The following is a 25,407-nucleotide window of genomic DNA, read 5'->3' as shown; positions in this document are numbered from 1 at the left end:
TTAATTGGAATTGCTAAATGCGATCGCCCAGCCTTTTTACGGAATTTCAAAAGCTGGAAGCATCAGCTTGCCGTTGTGGCAAAGTTATGTGTAAAATCACAAAAGCCGCTGGTATAGCGGCTTTTATAAATATGGGCAGTACCAGACTCGAACTGATGACATCCTGCTTGTAAGGCAGGCGCTCTACCAACTGAGCTAACCGCCCGTTCATTTCACTAACAATCAATATAGCAAAATATTTTGAATCGCGCTAGTATTTTTGAGAAAAAATTTTTTCCTTCTTTTTGAGAATCTGTAAATGCCCTCTGGTCAAACGCACGATCGCATTACTTTATGGGCTTTGCCGTTAGTGGCGGGCGTGTCTTTCTGGCAGACTCGTAGTAGCAGTGTAACTCTGCTGGTAGCTAGTGGGTTTATGTTTGGCGGTCTGATGTTTGGCCCCGACTTAGATATTTACTCTCGGCAATATCAACGCTGGGGATACTTGCGGTGGATTTGGCTACCTTATCAAAAAAGCTTGCGTCATCGTTCTTTCTTATCACACGGGCCGATTATTGGCACGACGCTACGGGTAATTTACCTTTCGGTGTTGCTGGCGATCACGGCGTTAATCGTGTTGGTAATTATCGAAAAGCTGGGGAACACCACATTTAATTGGCAAGCTTTAGGTAAAAATGTCGCGCGATCGCTTGTTGGTCATAGTACAGAATATCTTGCCCTATTTCTTGGTTTGGAACTTGGCGCGATGAGTCATTCTCTTAGCGATTGGGGCGGTTCGGCATATAAGCGAATGCAAAAGCAAGGAATTCATGGTTTAATTCCTCACAAAGTCAAGAAACGTAAAGTATCAAATCGCATTAGTCAGCCTAAACCTAAACTTAAACCTAATAACAAGAAACCAAAATTGTAATTCTGTTGCTGTCCTCACAACTTCCTCAAATTGTTCTTCTAAATTAAAAGTATAGGCAGGACAAAAAGTTTTACTATTCCTGGCATTCAAGCTTTCAAATTGTCCTAACATATCAGACTACAGCTATATATCAAAATGAGACTGTTGGCGATCGCCAATGATATGAAGTCCGCTTAATCACTTACGATATGTCATTGCGAGTGGAACGAAGTGGAACGAAGTGGAACGAAGCAATCGCCTGGATTCTGCGATTACTGCGCTATCGCTACGTACCCTGCGGGAAGCAAGCTACGTAATGACAAGTAATTTACTGGACATGATATGAGCGCTACAAAAAAGATAAATATAGCGCTTCTCAGTTGCATAAGGTACGGTTGGTTCAACCCTCACCCCAAACCCCGACAGATGCAGTTTTTTTGTGTGCTGTCCGAAAAACAATTGACGCTGATTCATTCCAAGTATTTATCGTTCCCAAGTACAACTTAGGAACGACAGGTTAAATGACAAGCATTCTAACGAGTTATTTAGAAAGTTTTCACAAACTCGATCAGCGCTTTTTTGTCATCATCAGACAAATTTGCACCAAAAGTATGACCCCTATCTTCAACGAAGTCAGGAGATTTATTCGCTCGTAATAATACACGGGCGAGTTTACCTTTAATGCCGCCTTCTGGTCTTAAATCTTGGAATAAATTACCCAAATTAAGAGAAGTAATTGCCTCTCTCATATTGACATTGGCCAGCAAGTTTACAGGCGTGCCTTTGGGTACAGGTAAACGCAATTTAGGGTTGGGATCTCCTGGAGGCAAATCTAATTTAGTTTTGTGGTCAGTTCTACTGATAATGCCTTCACGTTTTTCTGGCCAGAGCATTTTTTCCATAGCATCGGTATAAGCTTCTATCCGACCTTTTACAGAAGGATCTTCGTTATACAAACCTAGGGTGTTGTTATGGAGAAATGGTGCTGTTGCCCATACACTAATTAGGGAAGGTGTGCGGTAATATCCCAAACCGCCTTGTGGTATTGGGAAATTGATCGGTTTGGCTTCGTTGAAGGGATTATACAGCGTCAATTCACCAGGAGAAGGTAGTTCTTTATAAGTTTTGGATGAGAACTGATCCCAGATATGCCCTTTAGTTGCGTTAGTTCCCAAAGCACGGGAAATGTTAGTACCAATCAGTGTAGCTGGGTACCGCTGGTCATCAGATAAGAAATTATGGTCGAGGAAGTTACTACTTGATACAGATTCTTCGTACCATTTCTTAGCTTGGTCGGGGTTAGCCGCAATTTCCGCAGGTGGCTTTTTACTAGAGTGACAAGATGCACAGGTATCAGCGAAAACTATTTTACCGCGTTCTAAAACCTTCTCATCTTTGGTTAAGAAAGCTTCACCACCGGCTGCATCTTTAAGGTACATCGGTTGGATAGTTTTGAGGAATGCTTCTGCATCGGCCATACGTGCTTCTGTTTGTCTCCAGTCTTCGCAATCCTTTCTAGCTTTTTCAATATCAAAAGGACGTTGGGGAGTTCGGCCTAACATGGCTTCGTGAAGACTTAACCAGTAGTCACCGCACATCCCAATGTTGACGTAAACACGCAAAGAAGCTGTAGCTACCCCTGTAGAGTCTGCACCATCTTTGAGAATGTGATTGACATTTTTGGTGGAACCATCGCTCATCACCTCTGGGTATGTGGGGCGATCGCCTAAATTAAAAATGGCGTTAATCGCATTAGGATTATTAATGTGATCTGTCGCAATCCGCGAAGTGTCAGACGTACCAGGACGCTGTGCCATCAAGACTTGCTTGATGAAACTATCGTCTTTGAGATTAGTAGAAAATAATGCACTTTCTTTAATGTACTGATTACCCAACGCCGGAACGAGGTTTTCCCATTGCGGGTGTTCTTTGTCTTTGGGCGGATTCAGTGGGTCTAAAGCAACGTGACAAATAGCACAAGACTGGCCAATCAGATAAGGTGGCTCAATTGACACATCCTTGACGTATTTTTTAGCATCCCATTTTGCTCTGTCAAAATTTGGGTTGGGGAACTTACGTAACCCAATCACACCAGTAGACAAAGGGTCTTTACACTTATCCAACAACAACCCATATTCATCTGTTGCTGTGGCTTTTTCACATCCTGGGTCATTAATTGCACCAAAGAGTTTCAAACGCTGATCATGCAAACTGGAGTTAATCAACTTGAGTAGGTCAACACCACCGTGTGTCCGCTTGGCGATTTCCCGATAGTATTTGGCATTACCACCAGTCCATAAGTACCAAGTACAACGACCTCTTTTTTCGGCATCAGTTAGCTGCTCATGAGTATATGGCGGGAGATATCCGATACCATCGCAGTTATCAGCATAACCCGCATCATTATACTCATTGGAGATGGGAGCAGGTGTTTCACTATACTCACTAGCTAGAGCTATTGGTGTGCTATACCAATCGCAAAATGTAATTGCGATCGCGGCGAAAACCACCAAACAGCCTTTCCACAATAGGCGTATTTTGTTCATAAAACTCTCAATGAGTAACACCTAAACTTAATCAGGCGCATCTTAATAACAAAGCTTGACCATTAATTCGCTATTTTCCTGATTTATCCTTCAGAGATGTTTAGCGAATAAATCATATCGCACCTTAATTTAGGCACTGTCATCTATGAAGTTACTACACAAGCTGGGCAAACGTCACTAAAAAATTTGCTCCTTTGTGAACTGATTTCTTTAAAAAATTGTAAATTTATCCTGGTGTAACAAACTGTATTTGTTATCTTGTAAGCGACATTTCAAACTAGGTTATTTTTGTAACAAATTGTTGTGTAGGAGAGTGCATTAATATTGCGTTAACCTTGGTATCAAAAAAAGTATTTCTTACGATTTGTTTGATTAAGGATGCTAGTTTCACTCAATTAAAAAAATTCTGATTTAATGGCTCAACCTTTATCTGGTAAGCCTTCAGTTTAATATTTGGGCAGCAAACTAAGTAACAAAAAATTAATCTTTTACATCACATCTGAAAAACTTAATCTTGAACTTGTAAGTATTCCAAACAAACCCCCAAAATATCACCAAAGAGTCGTTATCTGGGTAGTTTTTGTTTACGCAGTAACGCTATGTGCAAATTTCTTTCAAACCTAACCCTTTCCCTACAAGGGAAGAGGAGCAATGATCAAAGCCTCTCACCTCGTAAGGGAGAGGTTTAGAGAGGAGTTGAAAAAATAAATTGCACTTCGCATATTAGTACTTGATTCTATTGCAAATAGGAAGGAGAGTATGGAGAACGATATTATCTTTAAGCCATTGCAATTTCGGAATCTCACTGTCAAAAACCGGATTTTTCGCTCCAGTATCTCCGGTAGGTGGGATAACTATGATGGTTCTGGTACTCAAGCCAGAATTAACTGGGAAGAAAAATTTGCCCGTGGTGGAGTTGGTGCAATTATTACTTCTTTTGTACCAGTGGCAATTCGTGGTCGAATTATGCCCAATTACGCCACAATTCACTCTAATGACAGAATTCCTTTTTGGCGCAAAGTAGGTGAAAAAGTCCATGAATATGACTGTAAATTAATTTTGCAACTCAGCCATTCTGGAAGACAGCAAGACATTGGTGGCGTAGAAAATGACGGTTTAAAAGCCTTAAGTTCTACCAGCAAAACGGAATCATTTCACGGCTTACTCTGCCAAGCTATGACTTTGACAGAGATTAAAGAAACCATCCAAATGTTTGCTGATGGTGCTAGACGGGCGCGTTTAGCTGGTTTAGATGGTATAGAACTACACAGTGGTAACGGTTATTTATTCAATCAGTTTCTTAGTTCAGGAATTAACGATCGCACCGACGAATATGGTGGTTCACTAGAAAATCGGGCAAGGTTTTTACTAGATGTAATTCGCGCTATTCGTAAAGAAGTTGGCGAAGACTTCCACCTACAATTTAAAATTAGTGCCATTGATTACAACGATGCGGTGATTCCTTGGGAGAAACCAGGAAATACTTTAGAAGAGTCTGTACAAATTTGTAAATGGGCTGAAGAAGCTGGTGCAGATGCAGTCCATGTATCGGTAGGAAGTTTATTTCCTCATCCTTTGAACCCCATTGGAGATTTTAATTTTGAGGTCATCACCAAGACTTATGACACAATGCTCTCCAGCGGTAATCAAACAATTCGCAACTACATCTTATTCCGCTACAAACTGTTAAATCCAATTTTCAAATTTTTCTGGAATAAGGTTAAGAAACAACTCCCACCGCCAGCATTTAGTGGTAATTATGTTTCTGATGATGAAATGCGAAAACTCTTGATAGAAAACCAAGGGAGAAATTTACTTTCATCCCGCGCCATTAAACAAGCAGTCAATATTCCGGTTTTGTGTACTGGTGGTTTTCAACAAGGTTCTTTTATTCGCCAAGCCATTGAAGATGGCTATTGTGATGGTGTGACAATTGCTCGACAATTAATTGCCAATAACGATTTACCAAAACAATTACAACAAGGTAAAGACTTACCAGATAAACCCTGTACCTACTGTAATAAATGCCTACTCAACGTGATTGAAAACCCCTTGGGTTGTTATGAATTAAGTCGCTTTGATAATGATTATGAAGCGATGATGGCAGAAGTTATGTCAGTATTTCATGGCGATGAGTCAGCAAAACATAACGTCGAAGTTCCAGCCTTACATGTTTAATTTGTTATTTGACCATTGACCATTAACTCTTGACTATTAACCAGAGAGTGACTTTGTAATGACTCAAACAAGCCCTACGCTAGTTCCCAGCGTTGTTAAGGGAACTAAAGCGGTTTTCAAGTGGGTTTTGGGTGCAATTGTGGGAGTTATCGCAGTAATTGTATTTCTGATTTGGCCTGCTATTTCTAACTCCCCAGTTGATTACGCCGATATCCAAGACCATTTTAAATACGGTTCCATTGGTAGTGAAGAAGTAAATGGCGTTCCGTACTGGATATGGAAAGTTTTACCAGAATTATTTCCTGATAAATTACCCGATAAAGGTTATACTTCCTTGGGCTTTATTCAAGAACCAGGGAAGGATTTACCAATTGGGTTTTCGCAACGGCGAGTAATTATTAACCGTGTTGGCTTGAATTGTGCGGTGTGTCATACAGGTACATTGCGTGATACACCAAATAGCGATCGCCAAATAAAGACTGCAATGCCAGCTAATGTACTAAACTTGCAGGGATACATCAAATTCTTATCCGAAGTTGCTATAGACCCGCGCTTTACCGCTAACCGGATGCTCCCAGAAATTGAAAAAATTAGTGGCGGTATCAACCCAATTGAAAAATTAGTTTATCGCTTTATTGCCATTCCCCAAACACGCGATGCACTAATTAATCAAAGAAGTCGCCTGTCCTTCATTTATAACCAGCCAGATTGGGGGCCAGGTAGAGTAGATACATTCAATCCTTATAAAGCAATTCAATTTCATTTCCCAATGGATAAATTGCGTGAGGATGAATTAATTGGCACATCAGATTTCCCCTCAGTATGGAATCAAAAACCGCGTAAAAACATGGAATTACACTGGGATGGGAATAACGAATCTGTTGATGAACGTAACAAAAGTGCCGCTTTGGGTGCGGGAGTTACACCCACCACAATCGATTTAGATAGAATTCAACGAGTAGCTGATTGGTTGTGGACATTACCACCACCAAAATATCCCTACGAAGTTAATCAAACTGTAGCAGCTACCGGAGAAACACTATTTACCAATAATTGCGCTAGTTGCCATGCCTTTGGCGGAAAATATACAGGTAAAGTTGTCACCATTCAAGAGATTGGTACAGACCCCCATCGTCTCAATTCCTTTACCTACGAAACCTTATCTAACCAAAATACTTTGTATGCAGGTTATCCTTGGCGGTTTAATCATTTCCGCAAAACGAATGGCTACGCCAATGCACCTCTAGATGGTATTTGGTTACGCAGCCCTTATTTACATAATGGTTCAGTTCCCACTTTGCGAGATTTGCTAGAAAAACCAGAAAATCGACCCAAAGAATTTTATCGGGGTTACGACGTAATTGATCGAGAAAAAGTCGGGTTTGTGTCAACTGTGGCGGAAGAAAACGGCAAGCAATATTTTAAATTTGATACGACCAAACCTGGAAATAGTAACAGCGGTCATGTATACGGAACTGAACTCTCACCAGCAGAAAAAGATGCTTTAGTAGAGTACATGAAGCAGATGTAATTAGGAGCTAAAAATGAATACTTACGCAAAATGGTTTAGCCGTGTAACTTGGCTGGGCATTATTGTGTGTGAATATGTTCTTTGTCATTCCCTCATGCTTTTTTCCAGGGCTAATGCTGTGGTTTTTAAAGATGCACCAACCTGACCCAATTATTTGGGTAATAACGGCAGGAATGCTGTTATTTATCATTAGTGCATTTTACATTACTGGAGCCATAGATACTTATGGATATCAGGCAAATGCTTGGATTTCTATATTTACTTCTAGAGCCTTTGGTTCGACATTTTTGATTTGTGCCGTCTTCTTTTTTGGGCAAGATAAAGGCTTTTTATCTATTGCCTTTGTCGACTTGTTTTTTGGTGTAGTAGAAGCAATTTTTTTGACTCTAGCTTTGCGGAGTCAAAATGTTGATGAGATCGCTCCACAACCAGTCAAACAATTCTCCTAATTTCTAGCAAGGAGCAATGTAATATTATGAAAATTTTCAAAGAGAAATTAGGCAGAATTCTCGCCAGCATTGCTTTAATTTTTGTGTTGTTAGTTGGGGGAGTAGGCTACATAGCTTGGTATCATTTATTTCGAGATGTACCTCTAACCTACAAATCCCCAGAAGAACATTTTAAATATGGTTCAATTGGGACAGAACCCGCCCAAGGGATACCTTATTGGATTTGGTTAGTCCTTCCCCGCGTCTTTCCCGATAAATTACCAGGGCCAGGCGGTTATACTTCTTTAGGAATTACCTGGGAAGAAGGCAAAGAAACCCCAATTGGGTTTACGAAAAAAACCATTGGTTTTCCTCGTGTAGGGATTACTTGTGCAGTATGTCATACGGCTACTTATAGAACTAGTCCCTTAGAAAAGCCCCACATTTTCCTGGCTGGCCCTTCTAACAAATTCAACTCCCAAGCTTATGTGCGATTTTTAGGTGCAGCCGCCAGCGACCCCAGATTTACCGCCGACTATATCCTTGACGAAATCAAATATAATCATGAGTTTTCTTGGGTAGAAAACTTACTTTATCGCTTTTTGATTATTCCCCAAACTAAAAAAGCCCTACTGCAACAAAGTGCAGACTTCGCTTGGATGGATTCTCGTCCCAACTGGGGGGCTGGTCGGATTGATCCGTTTAACCCAGTCAAATTTAATACCTTAAAACTGCCCAAAGATGACACTATCGGTAACTCCGATATGATGCCAATTTGGAATCAGGCATTGCACAAGGGATTTGCTTTGCATTGGGATGGTTTAGAAACTTCTCTCAAAGAAACTGTACAAACGGGCGCAATTGGCGATGGTGCAACCAAAGAGTCTTTACCTGTTGCTGATTTGCAACGAGTAGAGGACTATATCAGCGAACTTTCTCCACCCAAATATCCTTTTATAGTGGATGATCAATTGGCTACAAAAGGTAGTCAAATTTTTGCTAATAGCTGTGCATCTTGTCACGCTTTTGGTGGGGAAAGAACAGGTACAGTAATTCCTGTAGACGAAGTAGGAACAGACCGCAATCGTCTAGATATGTGGACACAACAAGCCGCCGACACCTACAACCATTTTGGTGACGGCTATCCTTGGGACTTTAGCCAATTACGGAAAACAGATGGCTATGTTGCGGTCTCTTTGGATGGACTGTGGATTAGAGCGCCATATTTACATAACGGTTCCGTTCCATCTCTGCAAGATTTGTTAGAAAAACCAGAGAATCGTCCCAAAACCTTTTATCGAGGTTACGATGTTTACGATTCCCAAAAAATTGGCTTTATTTCCGCAGGAGAAGAAGCTAAACGTGTAGGTTTTAAATATGATACGACCGTTGCTGCCAATTCCAATCAGGGACATATTTATGGTACTGATTTGCCGAGTGACGATAAAAAAGCACTGATTGAGTACTTAAAAACTTTGTAGACTTGAGCAGCATAGTCATTTTGCTCAAACTTGCAGAAAAGGGGTGTTGTAATGGCTACAGACTACGTTTTGTTTATTCATGGTGTGACTATCCGCAACCCGAACTACGCCGATGAACTGTTTGAACGCCTGACAAAAAATGCGAGCGATCGCAATTTCCAAAAAATCGCTTTTTACTGGGGTGATATCAATCAACAACCAGAAAATAAACTACTGGAACAAATCAGAGGTTCATCTGATTGGAATAAGATGTGGTTCCACAACATTCGGGAACAGCAAATTCTTCCTTTTACTGGCGATGCTGCACTTTATATCAGCCGCTATGTAGGCGCAAAAATCGTTCGCAAACTCAAAAAACAGGTAGCTGACAGTGGACTGCTGAAAGCCAACCCTGATGATCGGCTACATATAGTCACCCACAGTTGGGGAACAGTGATTTTATTTGACATTTTGTTTGCTAGTCGGTGGGAAGATAAAGATGCACCCGCCCATGATGATGTGATGGCTATTCGGGATGCCATTTTTGGCATAGAAGGGGAAAACCGCGATCGCCGCTATCAAGGGATTAAAATTGCCAGTATTCACACAATGGGTTCCCCTGTAGCCATCTTTAGTTTGACCGATGTCAAATCAGATCAAGATGAAACAGGTGCAAGCAGTAGTCACGACATTACACCCAAACTCCAAGCATTCGTGGGTCAAAATGAGACAGGTGCAAGCAGTAGCCACGACATTACACCCAAACTCCAAACATTATTAAAATCTCTGCAAGAAGAAGCAAGTCCAAGGGAAAAACTACCTTGGTGGAACTATATTCATCCTGCTGATCCCATCGCCTACCCACTGCAAAAAATGATGACAGATTTAGTGGATGGTTACACTGAATACTTAGATATCCAAGATGTCATCACCCACAGCACAGGATGGTTAGGCTGGTTAGAAAATCTCATTGCACAAACTCCACTTGCACAAACCAATTTACCCTTACTGCTGTCTCTGCTACCCGACAATCCACATGGTAGTTATTGGCACAACGATGAAGCAATCAAAAAAATCATTGAAGTTGTGAAAAACGAGACTCCCAAAGCTAATTCACTTTCTCGTTCTGTTTAAGTGTAATCTTACCACCATGATAAATTGGGTTATTATGATGAAGGATTTGCCGACCCATTGGCACAGGAATTAGTGGTGCAATTCCAACAGAATTTGCATAATATAGAACGAAAAATTGATATTAGAAATCAAACTCGTCCTATACCTTATAATTTTCTCAAACCTTCGCAAATTATTAACAGAATCAACACTTGAGAGAAAATAAAAAAGCAAAAGATAAAAGTATTTTTACCTTTTACTTGTGATTTTTAAATTGATTAATCTCTCATCTATCTACATAGGAGAATCTAAATGTCAGGTCAACAAGTTACAGTTACTGCTCGTTTAAAAGTAAAGCAGGGTTTAGAAGATAGATTGAGAGAAGAATTTGCGCCGGTGATTGCGCTAACTCGTGCTGAAGATGGATGTATTAATTATGATTTACATCAATCTACAGAAGACCCTTCTGTGTTTTTGCTGCATGAAAATTGGGCTAGTCAAGAAATTTTATATCTGCATTTACAGCAGCCTTATATTCGGGCGCTTGGTGCTAAATCTGAAGAGTTTTTGGTAGAGCCGCCGGAAATTAAGTTATGGCAGCAGATTGTGAATCATTAAGTCAAATTAAGTTTAGATCCCCCTAGGGTAAAAAAGGGGCAGGGTGGTTTCATAGGAAAACAGAAAAATCCATAAGTCCTGATTTCTCGTTTTATGGCAGAGATTGTGACCCCTCTCCAAACCTCTCCCCCACGGTGGGAGAGGCTTTGAAACACAGTAATCTTTTTTTTCTGACTGTATGAAACCGCCCTGCACTAGCCTCTGTAAGTTTCCTCATGGAAAGCAGCCAGTATTTAGGCTGGTTATTTAGCTCATCACTATTTCAAAGTACCTTAGCTAATTTAATTAAAAAATTACCACCAGGGCCAAGTGAAGCAGAACGCGCTAGAGGTAAAGTTGGAGTTGTTGGTATTGCAGAAGATAAATCTGGTCGTCAAGTCACAGCGACACTCATCGGACCGGAAGCATACAATTTTACGGCTTTATCTGCTGTAGTAGTTCTCCAACACATCATCCAAGGTGAAGTAAAGCCAGGATTTCAAACCCCGGCTCATGTTTACGGCGCTGATTTAGTGTTAGAAATACCTGGAGTTAAGCGATTTAGCAGTACACCAGATTAACTAATAATTAAGCTTTGGTAATGCTTATCAATAAACTTTTGAAAATAGAATATGAACTACTTTTAAATTAATCTAGGATAAGATAATCTAGCAACCATATTCATAATTTATGAAGCAAAATATCAGCCATTTCTAAGTCCAATTTTAAATTTCAGAGACAAATAAAAGGCTGATAATATGATATTTGAAATATACCTAACCTGTGTGAGCGAAGCGTAACGAGCTATCCTAAGCTTTTCGGATGTTGAGATGTAGTATGTGATACTGTCAAAACATCTCACAATTCAGCCTAATTTCTGGAATTTTATTCTTAAATCAATAAAAAATCTATGTATCGATTCCAGGTGAGTGCATATACACAAACTGGTGAATCCATTGCTCTGGTTGGTTCTACTTCCGAGTTGGGATTGTGGGATATTACTAGATGTATTCACCTCCGCACGAGTGCCGATCGCTATCCTTTATGGTGGACAGACGAAATTGATATTCAGCCATCTGGAGAATCAGGCGATCGCCAGAAAGTAGAATATAAATATGTCCGTTTTGATGCCAAAAGTTGGTGTGAATGGGAAGGTTTCGGGTTTGATCGTTGGCTGCCGATTAATCATCAGCATTCAGATACTATTGTTGTGGATGATGGGGCATTCGGTTATTTGCAGCCTTATCCCTTCGGTTATATTGAGCAGCCGACTCCTGTTAAACAAATTTTGGGAGAAGAAAATTTAAAAATTGTCGTCATTGGTAGTTCTGTCGCCTTGGGTCATAAAGCCTGGTTGTTAGATGGTTGGGTTGGACAACTAGCGCAAGCTTTACAGCAAAAATATGACCACAGAGTAATCAATGTTTCTGAGGTGGGAGCCAATATCAGCAGAACAATCGCCCGCTTTGGCGCTGTCGTGACACCAGAACAACCAGATGTAGTAATTATTGCCTTATCTCTCGGTAATGAAGGATTAGCTTATTGTTCCCCTCACGAACGGCGAGCAATCCAAAGGCGGTTTGAAAGCGGGTTGCAGCAGTTGGTCAAAATGACGCGCCAACTAGGAGCGCGGCCGATTTTGGGAAGTGTCTATCCCAATGGCGATTATTCTCCTGAGCATTATTGGCTATTAAAAGAAACACACAATCGGATGTTAAATTGGGGTGTGCCGATTTTGGATTGGTTGGCAGTGTTAGATAATGGCCAAGGACGCTGGCGTGATGGTATATCTTTCGACCCGGCGCATCCCAACACCATTGGTCATCGCTTGATGTATGAGGCGATTAACCTGCAATTATTTGACATCGACAAAGCCGAATTAGCCAAAGAAAACCAACATTTTTGGCAACCGAACGAAATCCCGATTTATCTTGATAATGCGGGGTTTTATGTTTGTGCTTGTATTGCAGAGAAGGGTTTACGAATCAGTAATCCATCAAAATACAGTTACACCATTGCCCCTTATTGGCAAGAACTCCAAACTGTATTGCAAAATAAAGCCGGATTGCTCCCAGGTATTTACATTGCTAAAAATCCCCAGATAGGAACACTCCCCTTCTTTGCAGTACAAGAAGATGGCGCGATCGCCACAACAGTAGAAATACCCCCTAGTGCTGATGTAGAATATACAGCTTCATTCAATCTATTTGCGCCAAACAACTCCCAAGTTTTGTTTTATGATGGGTATCTGGGAATTTTGCAAAAAGATGAACACCACCTCTGGGTAATCAACGAATCAGACCACGAATACAACATCCATCCCATGTGGAAAGAGGTACGAAACGCCCTCAAAAATATGCCAGCAGGTGTTTATGCAGACCCACTACATCCCGATATTCCTTTCCGGACGATGATGATTGGTCATCAGGGTTTAGAAAGTCGGGTGAAACTCCCACCACAATCGGCGGTGCTATTTCAATATCAATGTAAATTATCAGACATTAGTCGCGTGGCAATTTTACCATTGGGCGATCGCTGTGCAGTGCGGATGATGCTGTATAAAATGGAATATGATGGCCCGGCTTTTCCCTTTGATTTAACGCGCACCACCAAGATTGCCGACATCGCAGATATCATCGAAAATCGCTTTTATGATATGTGGAACCCTAACTTCCTGCATTACAATCCAGAAGCAGGCAGAATTTACCACAGCAAATGGTCTGGTTTATCCTTTGCCCACGAAGTTGAAGAAACCGACGACCCGATAAACGATATGTCTCCCGTACATGAACGGATGCGTGTACGTTATACAGCCCGTTCTGATCGGTTTTGGTACACAATTGAAAATTGCGACCAAGCACTTTTTGTTCGCACTGGCATTTGCGATCGCGGTGGCGTGATAGATTTGTTGAATAAACTAGAAAAACAATGCCAAGGTAAACCATTTCAACTTTTGCTGCTTTCCCCTCAAGACTCTGACGAATTTTTAGACATCCCAAATGTGCTGCATTACAATGTCGAGTTTAATCCCGATCTCATGTATGACGACTTAGAACACTGGATGTACTGCACAGAGATTATGTGTAAAATTCTAGAATCTGTGGGTATTTCTAGCAAAAACCTGTTTTGGTGTCCCCCCAACGTACCCATTAAGGGATGAAAACTTTAAGCTCTTTTGCCCTTACTTGGGTTTTCCCATTTTACTTTCTCACAAAGTTAGACGGATCTTGATCTCGTCGGTGCTGAGTGGGAATGGGGTCTGGCTGTCCATCACCAGCAAGGGCTGCGGTTTTCTCCAGAGATTCTCTCAATCGCTTGGCTGCATAAATGGACATATCCCTGGGAACATTAATGCGATCGCGCAAATATCGTAGACCGATATCAGATCCCAATGGAGGTATACACTCTTCATCCGTCATCATGTATGTTAAAGCACAACGTAGGGCTTGATCAAACAATTGATCATCTAAGGGGTTTACTCTGATAATATTGACGCGATGCTCAATAGTTCGTTGAAGAGCTTCCATCCGCGAGTTTTCCGGCTCTGGATAAGTAACATCTGGTAGCCCGAACCAGGGGCCGTTATCTACCCGCGCTTTATTCAGAAGCATCTGGGGTTCGCCATTTTCCCAACAGCCCCCCATCTGGGGCGGTAAATCATGTGCGTGGGTGTGAAAGTCACTCTGAGTACCACGGTAAGTCGGTCGGCTTTCCATTGCCGCAAACCATGCACTCAAACGAGGGTTTTCCTCTCGCAGGGAGTAACCTTTGTAGTAGTAAAGGCTGGCATTCATCCGTTCGAGATATGGCGTAAAAATGACATCAACGATACCGAAGTTATCTAGAAAATAAGGGCTTGGGGTGCAACCTAAAGCCTCCTCAACCTTAGCCACCACGCCAATAAATTGTTCTCGGTTGCGTTTTTCTTGTTGAGAGGAAATTGCTGGATAACACAGCCAAGCGCACCAGGCTCTAAATAAAAGTCGTTCTAATTGACGTAGAGGAAGCACCGGGGAGTCTTCCATCCCTTGGCTCAATGGCCCAAAAACCTTTGACAAAGCGATCAAAATATCATCGCTTTCCTTAATAATTATTCCATCTAGCTCGATCGCCGGGAGCATTCCTGATGGTACCTTACGTTTGTACCAACTTTCTTTCTCTCCATAGCAAAACATTGTGACTTTTTCGATGCGATAGGGGATCTGTTTTTCCTCTAGCCATAACCAAACTTTTTGACAGTAAGGACACCAGGCGTGGTTATCGCGGTACAGCGTTACCCGCACATCAGATTCGGGCTTGCCAAACAAGCGCAACCGAGCTTTAGCATTGGTCAGACCATTAACGGTATCTATTTGATAGTCAGTGAGAGTTTGTAGTTCTTGCCAACTTAAAGGTGCGGTAGTCATAGGCTGTGTTGCGTAGGCACAATTATGTAATCTTATACTGCGAGATTAATAGAACGGGTAGAACAGGGGATAGAATATTTCACTAAATTTAAGCCCCAGCGATACATGTTTCTACTTCTCAGGATATAAGTTTGTTGAATTTAGAAATATTAAAGTAAAAGATTAATTCAGATGGAATACTTATGGCAACCGAGCAAGAGCTTCAATCTCTTTTTAATACGTTAGATCGCGATCAAGATGGCAAAGTCTCCATTAATGAGCTTTTTTTAAGTCCTGGCTTAAGTGCAGTCATCTCATCAGAAACAAACACCAGTAGCCCCCAGGATTTACTATTACAGTATGATGCCGACGAAGACGGTAGTATTACCTTTGAAGAGTTAAAGGAAGCAGTTGAGAAAGCAAGTAATTTAACCTAGCACTCAAAAAGCCCATACCCAAAATGGTATGAGGCTTTAAAAATTAACGAAAAAGCTCAACCACCGTGGGCTTAGTCACTTTCCCCATCGCATTGCGTGGTAGTTCCTCAACTATCAAAATTTTAGTTGGGACTTTATAAACTGCTAACTGCTCTTTTGCCCAACTCCTCAAAGATTCTAATTTCAACTGACGTTGTGGATGCAATACTAACGCTGCACAAACTCTCTCACCCCACTCAGGATCAGCAACTCCCACTACTGCACATTCTTGAATATCTGGATGGTTTCTTAACACTTCTTCAATTTCTAAAGCGGAAACTTTATAGCCACCAGTTTTGATGATATCTACACTCATTCGGCCGAGAATGCGGTAGTTACCGTTTTCAACTACAGCGAGATCACCTGTACAAAACCAACCATCTTGAAAGGTTTTGACGGTTGCTTGGGGGTTTTGCCAATATTCTAAAAATACTCCAGGACTTTTGACTTGAATTTCTCCTGGTGTTCCTGGTGGGACTAACTCTCCATTTTCATCAACTAATCTCACTTCGACTTGCGGTAAAGGCTGACCGACATAGCCTGAATGACGTTGACCATGTAAAGGATTTGATAACGCCATACCGATTTCCGTCATTCCATAGCGTTCTAGAAGAAAATGACCGCTAATTTTTTGCCATTTTTCTAAAACTTGCACTGGTAAAGCGGCGGAACCAGAAACCATCAGGCGCATTTCTGCACAACCTACTGTCATGCTTTGTTGGCGTTCACTAGAGGCGTTTTCCCAAGCTGCGATTAATTTTACATAAATTGTCGGGACTGCCATAAATAAAGTTAAATCACCATTGCAAATTCGATTCCACACAACTTCAGCATCGAATTTGCTTAACATGTAACATTCTGCCCCAGCCCACAAAGCACAAGTCAGTACGTTAATAATGCCATGTATATGATGTAAGGGGAGTACGTGTAAAATGCGATCGCTTGATGTCCATTCCCATGCTGTGATTAAGCTAGTTACTTGCGCTTGAATATTTTGGTGCGTTGTCACCACACCTTTTGGTTTGCCTGTTGTACCGCTAGTGTAGAGAATTAATGCCCGTCTAGTCGTATCTATTTCTGGAAGCCGAGCAATATAATTTGGGAGTGCGTCGGAGGTAAGGATAAATCGCAAATTGTGTTCTGTGGCGATCGGGCGTAATATATCCTCAAACTGCGGATGAGCAATAATCATCGATGCGCCAGAATTTTTCATCACATACTCTAATTCTGGTCGCGGATGGACAATACAAAGAGGTACAGCTACTCCGCCAGCACGCCAAATTCCCCACTGAGTCGCTACATATTCAAACCCAGCAGGGATGAGAAAAGCCACTCGTTGTTCTGCTAAATCTTCTACATTCTGCAAAAGACTTGTCGCTATTTGACTGGAAAAATAAAGCAAATCCTGATAGGTAAATGCTCCTGCGTCTGTAATAATCGCTGTTCTCTCGTTATGTTCTTCAGCGCGAGTAATTAAAGGGAGATTCACTTTCGTTTACCAATTTATGCTTAATTCAGTCTAATTACTGAAAGCATATATCAATCTCAAATGTTTTTTTTGAACTTTTTTGACTTCTTTCCACAATAAGTTTATTTTTTCTTGTCATGTTCCCTTGTAATAGACATGAATTATTCAACTCTTTGACAAATTTCTGTCACATCAAGCTCTTACCTTAAGAAAAGTTAATTCGGAAATAGACAAGCGTATTTAGTCATCGCTAGAAGAAATTTTGGCGAATACTTAACCTTTGATATTTGGAATGCCAGCCATTTTTTCCTAAATCCAGAAATTTTGCTCAAGATTAAAGAAAAATGAACTATCTATCTAATCAATCTATCGGCTTAAGCGATCAAAATCGTAAATCTTTATCTAATAAGGATTTGGTACGTACTTATCTGCATGAAATTGGGCGCATCCCGTTATTAGATCATGAGCAAGAAATAAATTTTGGTAAGCAAGTTCAACAAATGATGAGCTTACTTACTGCCAAAGAAAAATTAGTTATTCAATTAAATCGTCAACCAACACAATTAGAATTTGCTGAATATATCAAACTGAGTGAATCAGAATTATTGCAACAACTACAGCAGGGATATCAAGCCAAAGAGCAAATGATTAGAGCTAATCTGCGACTTGTAGTTTCTATTGCCAAAAAATATCAAAGACGTAATTTAGATTTTCTTGACTTAATTCAAGAAGGAAGTTTAGGTTTAGAAAGAGGCGTGGAGAAGTTTGACCCTACTAGGGGTTACAAATTTTCTACTTATGCTTATTGGTGGATTCGTCAGGCAATTACAAGAGCGATCGCCGAACAAGGACGTACTATCCGCTTACCTATTCATCTTACAGAAAAACTGAACAAAATTAAGCGTACTCAACGTGAACTAGCGCAAAAATTGGGTCATACGCCTTCCACAACTGAGATTGCCGCAGAACTATCTTTAGACCCCAAAGAAATTCGAGATTATTTACTCTTAGCGCGGCAGCCTTTATCTTTAGAATTACGAGTTGGCCCAGAAAGAGATACAGAATTACATGATATGTTGGAAGATGATGGGTTGTCTCCAGAATCTTATGCTGACCAAAGTTTTTTACAACAAAATATTCACGATTTATTGTCAAAATTAACAGCCCAGCAGCGAGAAATATTAACATTAAGATTTGGCTTAACAAACGAAAATACACTGTCTTTGTCTGAAATTGGACAACGTATGGGTATTAGCCGAGAACGCGTGCGACAGTTAGAACTGCAAGCCTTAATGACCCTACGACGACACAAAGATAAAATCAGTGGCTATTTAGCCAGTTAATGGTAGACTCCATCGACGGGCTAAATAGCCTTGGTACCCAACAACGTTGCTGTTGTTATTAACAGTGGCTCAATAAATACTATTGGCTACCGCATCTATGTCTCACCTACCGGAGAAGCTAATTATGTAAATGGTAAAGGTAAACTACCAGAAAAGTTCACTAAGTAGTTGTTTCAGGATTTGAATGTTCCTAAAACACAAGGAAAACCATTACCGCCACTAAACTTTTAAGTCCTAGGTATAGGGGTATAGGGTGTAAGTAATCAAAACCCTTACACCCTGAAATGCCTAATTTTTCCTATGACTGCAAAAGTCTAGCTTATTTATCCCACTTGCTCTAAATATTGGTTAATGTCTTCAATTAGCCGAGTTAGTTCAGTTTCGGTAGTTAAGCGGATGGTGACATCACGCACTGTCAAGAGAACTTTGGCTGCAAAGGGAGTAGGCCAGATGTTTGGATTGCAGAAAATTTCTAAAAATACCTCGCCAGTGTAACGGTATTCTAAGGGAGGTTGGGGAGTGATTTTAGCACCACCAGCAGCAGGTTTAGCTGCGACAGCTTTCAGTCCCTCCATTAATTGGTCAATCGCCGCTTTTAATTCTCGTGCGGCTTGGGCTGAAAAACTGAAGGAGACAGAACCTTCAACTAAGTTTAATGTCAAAGGATTTGAAGACATGAGCTTGATTAAATTTTTGATACTTACCTCATGTTACCGGAAAGTTGATCTTGGCTGAGATTAAGTCTCTGTCTACAGACTTTTAGCGCTCCTACTCACTGATGTGAACTGACGAAAGGATTCATCTAAAAATAAAATTAATGAATATTTTTGATAAATTAATGATAAAAATAACTACCAATCAACCCTTCATTATGCTTAATTACTAAGCTTGTAGCCGTCATTAATTAAAATTAATTGCAACAAGTTATCTAAATTATTTCAGTCAATATAGACAATAATTATAACTAAGCAAAAAGTCATGTTCTCTGATTAACGTTTTAAGTTTTACACTTAGAAGTCATAGAACTTGCTGTTAAAAATATCTATGATTTACGATAATCGGAATACTGTAAGAAAAGTTTTAATCATTACCCTACTGCTCAACTTGTTTGTTATGGGGTTAAAAGCAGTTGTGGGTTATTGGACTGGTTCTTTAAGCCTGTCAGCTGATGCTTTGCATAGTGTGACAGATAGTGCCAATAATGTTTTAGGATTATTTGCTAGTAACTTCTCTTCGCCACATCCTGACCGTGAACATCCTTACGGACACCAAAAATTTGAAGCGGTAGGAGCTTTAGGAATTGCTGCTTTTTTAGGTATAGCTTGCTTTGAAATTCTTCAAGGAGCAATAGAGCGCATTATCAAAGGTAGTGATCTAGTACGTATTTCACCGCCTGAGTTATGGTTATTGCTCATAGTTTTGGGAGTAAATATTTTTGTAGCGTTTTACGAACGGAAAGTAGGTCAGCAGGTAGGTAGCCCAATTTTAATTGCTGATGCTATGCACACTATGAGCGATATTTGGGTGACAATTTCGGTGATTGGCGGTTTGATAGGAGTTTGGCTCGGTTATCAATGGCTAGATCTAGTGTTGGCTTTTCCTGTGGCTTTGTTGGTATTTTGGAGTGGTTGGTCAGTGTTAAAAGCTAATTTACCTTGGTTAGTTGATAAAATGGCGATCGCACCAGAAGCCATTCATGAAATCGCCACTTCTGTACCGGGAGTAATGAACTGTCATGATATTGCTTCTAGAGGTATTTTGGGTAGGCAGGTTTTCATTGAAATGCACTTAACTGTAGATGCACCAGATGTCAAAACTGCACACTGCATTACGGAAAATGTAGAAAGGCTATTGGAAGAACGCTTTCATCCTGTGAGAATTCTCATTCACGTCGAGCCGCCAGAATATCAATCTGAGCAAATTAGCTTTAATTAGTCAATGGTCAATCAATTTTGGATTTTAGATTTTAGATTAACCGCACCCATATATACAAAGTGTTACCGTAGGGTAGGGATGTAGCTTGGGGATTTTAGATTTTAGATTTATTCCACCCACAAGGGGATGGGGCATGAACCCAAAAAATTTTTCATCCAAAATCCAAAATTTAAAATCTAAAATTCGGAGGGTCAATGGTCATTTGTCACAAAACCAAATTAACTACACAACACCTGTAACCTAATAATTTTTACCGTTAATTACTGAACTGGCGACAATTTCTACTAGTTCATTTGGGTCAACTGGTTTAGCAACATGAGTTTGAAAACCTGCTTCTAAGGCACGGACACGATCTTCAGTATCACCGTAGGCGGTTAAAGCAATTGCTGGGATTTGTCCACCTTGGTCTGGTTTAAGCGATCGCACTTTGCGAATGAGAGTATACCCGTCTTCCTCCGGCATTGCAATATCGCATACCAAAACTTCTGGCTGTAGCTTAATCAACGCTGCTAGTGCAGCTGCGGCTGATGCCACTGCGACAACATTAGCTCCATCTGATTCTAAAACAGTAGTGACGTAAAAACGGCTATCATCATCATCATCAACTACCAAAACATTTAAGCCAGCAAGAGGTAGAGGAGCTTCCATAAAATCTCCGTTAACTTTGAAAAATGTTGATTTTTCCAATTGAAATTGTTATTTTTCCTGAGCAACTATACTATTGACAATTTTACTGCGATCGCACTAGATTTTACGTAAAAAAACCTCATTTCATCCTGTAGCATCACATTAAATTGTCACAAGTAGATGTAAGGTGTGTTATGCGTAAGCTGTAACACACCCTACGTAGATTTCAAAAATCCAATATGAGTCCTATAGTAGTTAGATATTGTGATTATCCCTGATGTTGCAAGCAATAAGTCATGGTGCAATCGCTGACCGTTTTAATCATCGACGATTCCCCCGAAGACCGCGAGGTTTATCGTCGTTATCTGCTGCAAGACCAGGAATATAGTTACACCATTCTCGAATCAGAATCGGGGGAGGAAGCCCTAGAACTATATCGCCAATTTCAGACAGATTGTATTTTATTAGATTTTTTATTGCCAGATATGGATGGGCTAGAGTTTCTAGCAGAATTGCCAAAACTAGCAAAAAAAGTCATACCAGCCGTGGTGATGTTGACTGGTTATGGTAACGAAGCTATTGCTGTTCAGGCGATGAAAAGTGGTGTTCATGATTATTTAGTCAAAGGACAGACAACAGCAGGACGTTTGCATTCAACTATCCACTCAGCAATAGCGCAAGTAAAGTTGCGCCAAGAACTACAACAAAGTGAAGCACGTTTGCGCGAAAGTCAACAGTTCATTGAACGCATAGCTGAAACAACACCAGGAATTTTGTATGTTTATGATTTGCTAGAACGGCGCAATCTTTATTTAAATAGTCAGGTTAATAAACTGCTTGGTTATAGTAGCCAACAAATTCAAGACTTGGGTCAGGAATTTTTGATTAAGTTAATGTATCCAGAAGATTTACCTTTGTTCTTTCTGCATCTGCAAAAAATTGCTACGGTGAAAGATAGCGAAATTCTGGAATTTGAATACCGGATGCGCCATGCTGATGGTCGATGGCATTGGTTTTACAGCCGAGATACTGTATTTATCAGAAATGATGATGGTTCACCGCGCCAAATTGTTGGGACAGCTTATGATATTACTAACCGCAAGCAAACTGAAGCACAGCTAAGTTTAAGTAATGAGCGTTTTCAACTAGCCGCAGCAGCGGTTAATTGTCTCATCTATGACTGGAATATCCCAGAAAATACAGTTGAGAGGACAGAAGGTTTAACTCGCATCTTAGGTTACTCTGCACAAGAAGCAGAACCGACTCAAGAATGGTGGATGGAAAAAATACATCCTGAAGATAGGAAGTTATTGCAGAGTTCTTTCGAGAAGATGTCTGTTAATGATGACTACTATGCTCTAGAGTATAGAGTCCGGCATAAAAATAACCAGTATCGGTATGTGCTGGATCAGGGAGTGATTACACGAGATCAAAATGGACAGCTATTACGGGCGGTTGGGAGTACAACCGATATTAGCGATCGCAAATATCAAGAAGCTGCTCTGCGCGAAAGTGAAGCGAAGTTCCGCAGAATCGTAGAATCGAATATCGTTGGCATTTATTTCGGTGATTTTAGCGGTCGGATATATGAAGCCAATGATGCTTTTTTAGAGATGTTAGGTTACACTCGTGCAGAATTGAAAACAGAAAATCTGCGTTGGGATACTTTAACTCCAGCAGAATATCAATCCCTCGATCAGCAAAAAGTTCAAGAATTACAAACTGCGGGAGTTTGTACTCCTTTTGAAAAAGAGTATTTTCGCAAAGACGGTACGCGTATGCCAATTCTTTTGGGAATTGCTCGCATTGATGGTACAGATAAGCCAGGTTATTGTGTTTGCTTTGTGCTAGATCTCACTCAGCGCAAACTTGTAGAAATACAACGTCAACAGCTATTGCAATTAGAGCAAACAGCCCGTGCGGAAGCAGAAGCTGCTAACCACGCTAAAGATGAGTTTGTGGCGATGGTATCACACGATTTGCGATCGCCTTTAAATGCAATTTTGGGTTGGGCGCAATTACTGCGGACTAAGGAGTTTGACAAAGAACGTGTCAACCGTGCGCTAGAAACAATTGAGCGCAATGCTCTATCTCAGGCAAAACTTTTAGAAGATTTGCTGAATATGTCTCAAATTTTGCGCGGAAAGTTACACCTAGAGTTGAAACCAGTGGACTTAGGCGCAATTGTCCGCGAAGCTATTCAGACTGCTTACCCAGCCGCCAATGCAAAAAATATTCATCTGGAATGTGTGATTGATCAGCCCATACCTGCAATAACTGGTGATGGCGATCGCTTACTGCAAGTTCTGGGTAATTTACTCTCTAATGCCATTAAATTTACCCCAGATGGTGGACAAATAAACGTGAAATTATTTCCACATGAATATCATGCTGAAATCACTGTCACCGACACAGGTATTGGTATTAGTCCAGAATTCTTACCATTCGTCTTTGAACGCTACCGCCAAGATTATCGTATTCCCAAACAAGGGGGTTTAGGTTTGGGTTTAGCGATCGCTCACTATTTAATCGAACTTCATGGTGGCACAATTCAAGCTCTCAGCCTGGGGGAAGGACAAGGTTCTACCTTCAGTATCAAGTTACCTTGGCAATAAATCTCACCTGAAAATATGACAAATAATTGACGCATAATTTCAGCAGTCAAAATCAGTGATGACTAATTGATCTATCATCTTCATAAAGATTAAGCAAAGTTTAAAATTAAGATTTTGTTACCAAATATACAGTAATCCTTGGTGATTAACTTTTGAATACATAAATAAGTATGTAAAAAATTTGAAATGACGCAAAATAAAGCTCTCTCAAAGTTTTAATCATAGGGATCATCTCATTTCTAAGTACAACCCACTTCTCAGTGAATTTATATATCTAAAGTGAGATGATAAAAGTTCCTACAGATTAGAATAATCAATCAAGGCATTGTAAAAGTTTATTTAGCTAAAGTTTTTCTTAAGAAAATCAGCCAATCTTTTGGCAGTTTGTTAAGTTGTTTAAACCTAATATCGAAGTTTAAACCAACATTTCTAAAAGTTAAAAAATAGTTACATCCAGGGGTTTAAAAATGCACACAGTACAAAGTATTTACTGCCCAAATTGTGGTAATAAAGCAGAGCGTTATTATATTTTAGATAGCGAAGTAACGCGGACACAATGCTCAAGTTGTGATTACTTGATGATTAGTTGCACACGTACTGGCAAAGTGATTGAAGCTTACGCCCCTGGAATTCAACTAAGTAAAAGGTAAAAGTAAAAAGGCAAAAAGCAAAAGAATAGTGAAGTATGGGTGGGTTAATTTCATACTTTATACTTCAAACTTCAGTTTACTTTTTAGTCATTCTCAGTTGTCCACAAGCTGCATCAGCTTCTAAACCACGAGAATAGCGAACGCTGACAGCAGTGTTTTGCTGTTGGAGAACATTTACAAAAGCTTGAATGCGATCGCTACTAGGACGTTGATAATCAACTTCTTGAATTGGGTTATAGGGAATCAAGTTAACATGGTTTTGGAATCCTCGCAGACATTGTGATAATTCCAAGGCGTTTTTTGGTAAATCGTTCACACCAGCCAGCAAGACATATTCAAAAGTGACACGGCGGCCTGTAATGGCTACATATTCCCGACATTCAGCCAGTAAATCTTCGAGAGGATAAAAGCGGGCGCTGGGGATAAGTTTTTCACGGAGTGCTTGGTTAGGGGCGTGGAGACTCACCGCGAGGGTAACTTGCAAATTATGTTGGGCAAATTGACGAATGCGATTGCGAATTCCGACTGTAGAAACAGTTAGCATCCGCTGTCCAATCCCCACATCTTGATTTAAAGATGTAATTGAACCTAAGACATTATCAACATTTAGCAATGGTTCACCCAATCCCATGAACACCACATTGCTAACTCTTTCCTCAAAGTCCTCTTGTACAGTTAACACCTGATCAATGATTTCATGACGGGCTAAGTTGCGTTTATAGCCACCTTTACCAGTGGCGCAGAAATCGCAAGCCATTGCACAGCCCACCTGGGTAGAAACGCACACAGTTAACCGCCTATCAGAGGGAATCCCCACAGTTTCGATAATTTGCCCATCAGCTAATTGCAGCAGATACTTGACTGTACCATCTGGTGCAACTTTGCGGAGGTGGATAGTGGAACGCCCAACAGGGATATCTGCAATTTCTGAACGCCATTGTTTGGGAAACACAGAAATATCAGCAAGCGATCGCACCTGCTGATGATAAATCCAATCATGTAATTGTTTACCTCGGTAAGCTGGTTGTCCCTGCTGCTGTACCCAAGCAGTTAACTCGCTAACCGAAGCACCGAGTAGGGGAGGAATTTCTAATGTTTTAGGGGCGGGTGATTTAACTTGAGAAATTGATGGCGTAGCAGACATAGGAAAAGACTTACGAGTTGAG

At 40.6% G+C, this 25,407-nt stretch carries 21 protein-coding genes and 1 tRNA gene; 15 read left to right on the top strand and 7 right to left on the bottom strand.

What is annotated here, in order from left to right; translation table 11 throughout:
* Positions 1–132 precede the first annotated feature (132 nt).
* Positions 133–205 (bottom strand) — tRNA-Val (locus NOS7107_RS21730).
* Positions 206–298: 93 nt separating this feature from the next.
* Here NOS7107_RS21730 and NOS7107_RS21725 point away from each other — a divergent pair.
* Entirely contained in the window at positions 299–910 is a 612-nt protein-coding gene (locus tag NOS7107_RS21725; protein ID WP_015115098.1) for a metal-binding protein, read from the top strand.
* Between the two features lie 524 nt (positions 911–1,434).
* Here the strand turns inward: NOS7107_RS21725 and NOS7107_RS21720 are convergent.
* Positions 1,435–3,435, bottom strand: coding sequence for a hypothetical protein (locus NOS7107_RS21720; protein ID WP_015115096.1), 2,001 nt, complete (start codon positions 3,433–3,435; stop codon positions 1,435–1,437).
* Between the two features lie 759 nt (positions 3,436–4,194).
* Between NOS7107_RS21720 and NOS7107_RS21715 the strand changes: the two genes are divergently transcribed.
* The 8 genes from NOS7107_RS21715 to NOS7107_RS21680 all read left to right on the top strand — a co-directional run bounded on the left by NOS7107_RS21715 (position 4,195) and on the right by NOS7107_RS21680 (position 13,902).
* Positions 4,195–5,613 carry an NADH:flavin oxidoreductase gene (locus tag NOS7107_RS21715; RefSeq protein ID WP_015115095.1) on the top strand — a complete coding sequence of 473 codons (1,419 nt, stop codon included), beginning with the start codon at positions 4,195–4,197 and terminating at the stop codon, positions 5,611–5,613.
* 58 nt (positions 5,614–5,671) lie between these two features.
* Positions 5,672–7,144: a c-type cytochrome gene (locus NOS7107_RS21710; RefSeq protein ID WP_015115094.1), complete on the top strand. Its 1,473-nt coding sequence runs from the start codon at positions 5,672–5,674 to the stop codon at positions 7,142–7,144.
* A gap of 131 nt (positions 7,145–7,275) precedes the next feature.
* The gene (locus tag NOS7107_RS21705; RefSeq protein WP_216594390.1) at positions 7,276–7,593 is read left to right on the top strand and encodes a hypothetical protein; all 318 of its coding nucleotides are present in this window, start codon (positions 7,276–7,278) and stop codon (positions 7,591–7,593) included.
* Positions 7,594–7,619: 26 nt separating this feature from the next.
* The gene (locus NOS7107_RS21700) at positions 7,620–9,053 is read left to right on the top strand and encodes a cytochrome c class I (RefSeq protein ID WP_015115093.1); all 1,434 of its coding nucleotides are present in this window, start codon (positions 7,620–7,622) and stop codon (positions 9,051–9,053) included.
* Positions 9,054–9,104: 51 nt separating this feature from the next.
* Positions 9,105–10,166, top strand: coding sequence for a hypothetical protein (locus tag NOS7107_RS21695; protein WP_015115092.1), 1,062 nt, complete (start codon positions 9,105–9,107; stop codon positions 10,164–10,166).
* A 291-nt stretch (positions 10,167–10,457) separates the two neighbouring features.
* A complete protein-coding gene (locus tag NOS7107_RS21690) occupies positions 10,458–10,763 on the top strand; it encodes a putative quinol monooxygenase (RefSeq protein ID WP_015115091.1) in 306 nt (101 codons plus the stop codon).
* Positions 10,764–10,978: 215 nt separating this feature from the next.
* Positions 10,979–11,323: a hypothetical protein gene (locus tag NOS7107_RS21685; protein WP_044500216.1), complete on the top strand. Its 345-nt coding sequence runs from the start codon at positions 10,979–10,981 to the stop codon at positions 11,321–11,323.
* Positions 11,324–11,652: 329 nt separating this feature from the next.
* The gene (locus NOS7107_RS21680) at positions 11,653–13,902 is read left to right on the top strand and encodes a DUF1796 family putative cysteine peptidase (protein WP_015115090.1); all 2,250 of its coding nucleotides are present in this window, start codon (positions 11,653–11,655) and stop codon (positions 13,900–13,902) included.
* Positions 13,903–13,942: 40 nt separating this feature from the next.
* Here the strand turns inward: NOS7107_RS21680 and NOS7107_RS21675 are convergent, their stop codons facing one another.
* Positions 13,943–15,148: a glutathione S-transferase family protein gene (locus NOS7107_RS21675; protein ID WP_015115089.1), complete on the bottom strand. Its 1,206-nt coding sequence runs from the start codon at positions 15,146–15,148 to the stop codon at positions 13,943–13,945.
* Between the two features lie 182 nt (positions 15,149–15,330).
* Between NOS7107_RS21675 and NOS7107_RS21670 the strand changes: the two genes are divergently transcribed.
* On the top strand, positions 15,331–15,564 hold the full coding sequence (locus NOS7107_RS21670; RefSeq protein WP_015115088.1) for an EF-hand domain-containing protein: 234 nt from the start codon (positions 15,331–15,333) through the stop codon (positions 15,562–15,564).
* 43 nt (positions 15,565–15,607) lie between these two features.
* Here NOS7107_RS21670 and NOS7107_RS21665 read toward each other — a convergent pair whose 3' ends face one another.
* Positions 15,608–17,092 carry an acyl-CoA synthetase gene (locus tag NOS7107_RS21665; RefSeq protein ID WP_015115087.1) on the bottom strand — a complete coding sequence of 495 codons (1,485 nt, stop codon included), beginning with the start codon at positions 17,090–17,092 and terminating at the stop codon, positions 15,608–15,610.
* Positions 17,093–17,415: 323 nt separating this feature from the next.
* Here NOS7107_RS21665 and NOS7107_RS21660 point away from each other — a divergent pair, with 323 nt between their 5' ends.
* A complete protein-coding gene (locus NOS7107_RS21660; protein WP_015115086.1) occupies positions 17,416–18,414 on the top strand; it encodes an RNA polymerase sigma factor, RpoD/SigA family in 999 nt (332 codons plus the stop codon).
* A 30-nt stretch (positions 18,415–18,444) separates the two neighbouring features.
* Positions 18,445–18,582, top strand: a complete 138-nt coding sequence (locus NOS7107_RS28740; RefSeq protein ID WP_157374099.1) for a hypothetical protein — start codon at positions 18,445–18,447, stop codon at positions 18,580–18,582.
* Positions 18,583–18,737: 155 nt separating this feature from the next.
* Here the strand turns inward: NOS7107_RS28740 and NOS7107_RS21655 are convergent, their stop codons facing one another.
* A complete protein-coding gene (locus NOS7107_RS21655) occupies positions 18,738–19,091 on the bottom strand; it encodes a hypothetical protein (RefSeq protein WP_015115085.1) in 354 nt (117 codons plus the stop codon).
* Positions 19,092–19,458: 367 nt separating this feature from the next.
* Here NOS7107_RS21655 and NOS7107_RS21650 point away from each other — a divergent pair, with 367 nt between their 5' ends.
* Positions 19,459–20,349, top strand: coding sequence for a cation diffusion facilitator family transporter (locus NOS7107_RS21650; protein WP_015115084.1), 891 nt, complete (start codon positions 19,459–19,461; stop codon positions 20,347–20,349).
* A 240-nt stretch (positions 20,350–20,589) separates the two neighbouring features.
* Here NOS7107_RS21650 and NOS7107_RS21645 read toward each other — a convergent pair whose 3' ends face one another.
* Entirely contained in the window at positions 20,590–20,997 is a 408-nt protein-coding gene (locus NOS7107_RS21645) for a response regulator (protein ID WP_015115083.1), read from the bottom strand.
* 275 nt (positions 20,998–21,272) lie between these two features.
* Between NOS7107_RS21645 and NOS7107_RS21640 the strand changes: the two genes are divergently transcribed.
* Positions 21,273–23,591, top strand: a complete 2,319-nt coding sequence (locus tag NOS7107_RS21640) for a PAS domain-containing protein (protein WP_015115082.1) — start codon at positions 21,273–21,275, stop codon at positions 23,589–23,591.
* 467 nt (positions 23,592–24,058) lie between these two features.
* Entirely contained in the window at positions 24,059–24,241 is a 183-nt protein-coding gene (locus NOS7107_RS29495) for a hypothetical protein (RefSeq protein WP_015115081.1), read from the top strand.
* A 76-nt stretch (positions 24,242–24,317) separates the two neighbouring features.
* Here the strand turns inward: NOS7107_RS29495 and rlmN are convergent, their stop codons facing one another.
* Positions 24,318–25,385: a 23S rRNA (adenine(2503)-C(2))-methyltransferase RlmN gene (rlmN, locus tag NOS7107_RS21630; protein WP_015115080.1), complete on the bottom strand. Its 1,068-nt coding sequence runs from the start codon at positions 25,383–25,385 to the stop codon at positions 24,318–24,320.
* Between the last annotated feature and the right edge of the window lie 22 nt (positions 25,386–25,407).

It is taken from the genome of Nostoc sp. PCC 7107 (assembly GCF_000316625.1).
Classification (GTDB): Bacteria; Cyanobacteriota; Cyanobacteriia; order Cyanobacteriales; family Nostocaceae; genus Nostoc_B.
Note: the sequence above shows the minus strand (reverse complement) of the source record. Positions and strands in the feature narration are given on the sequence as shown.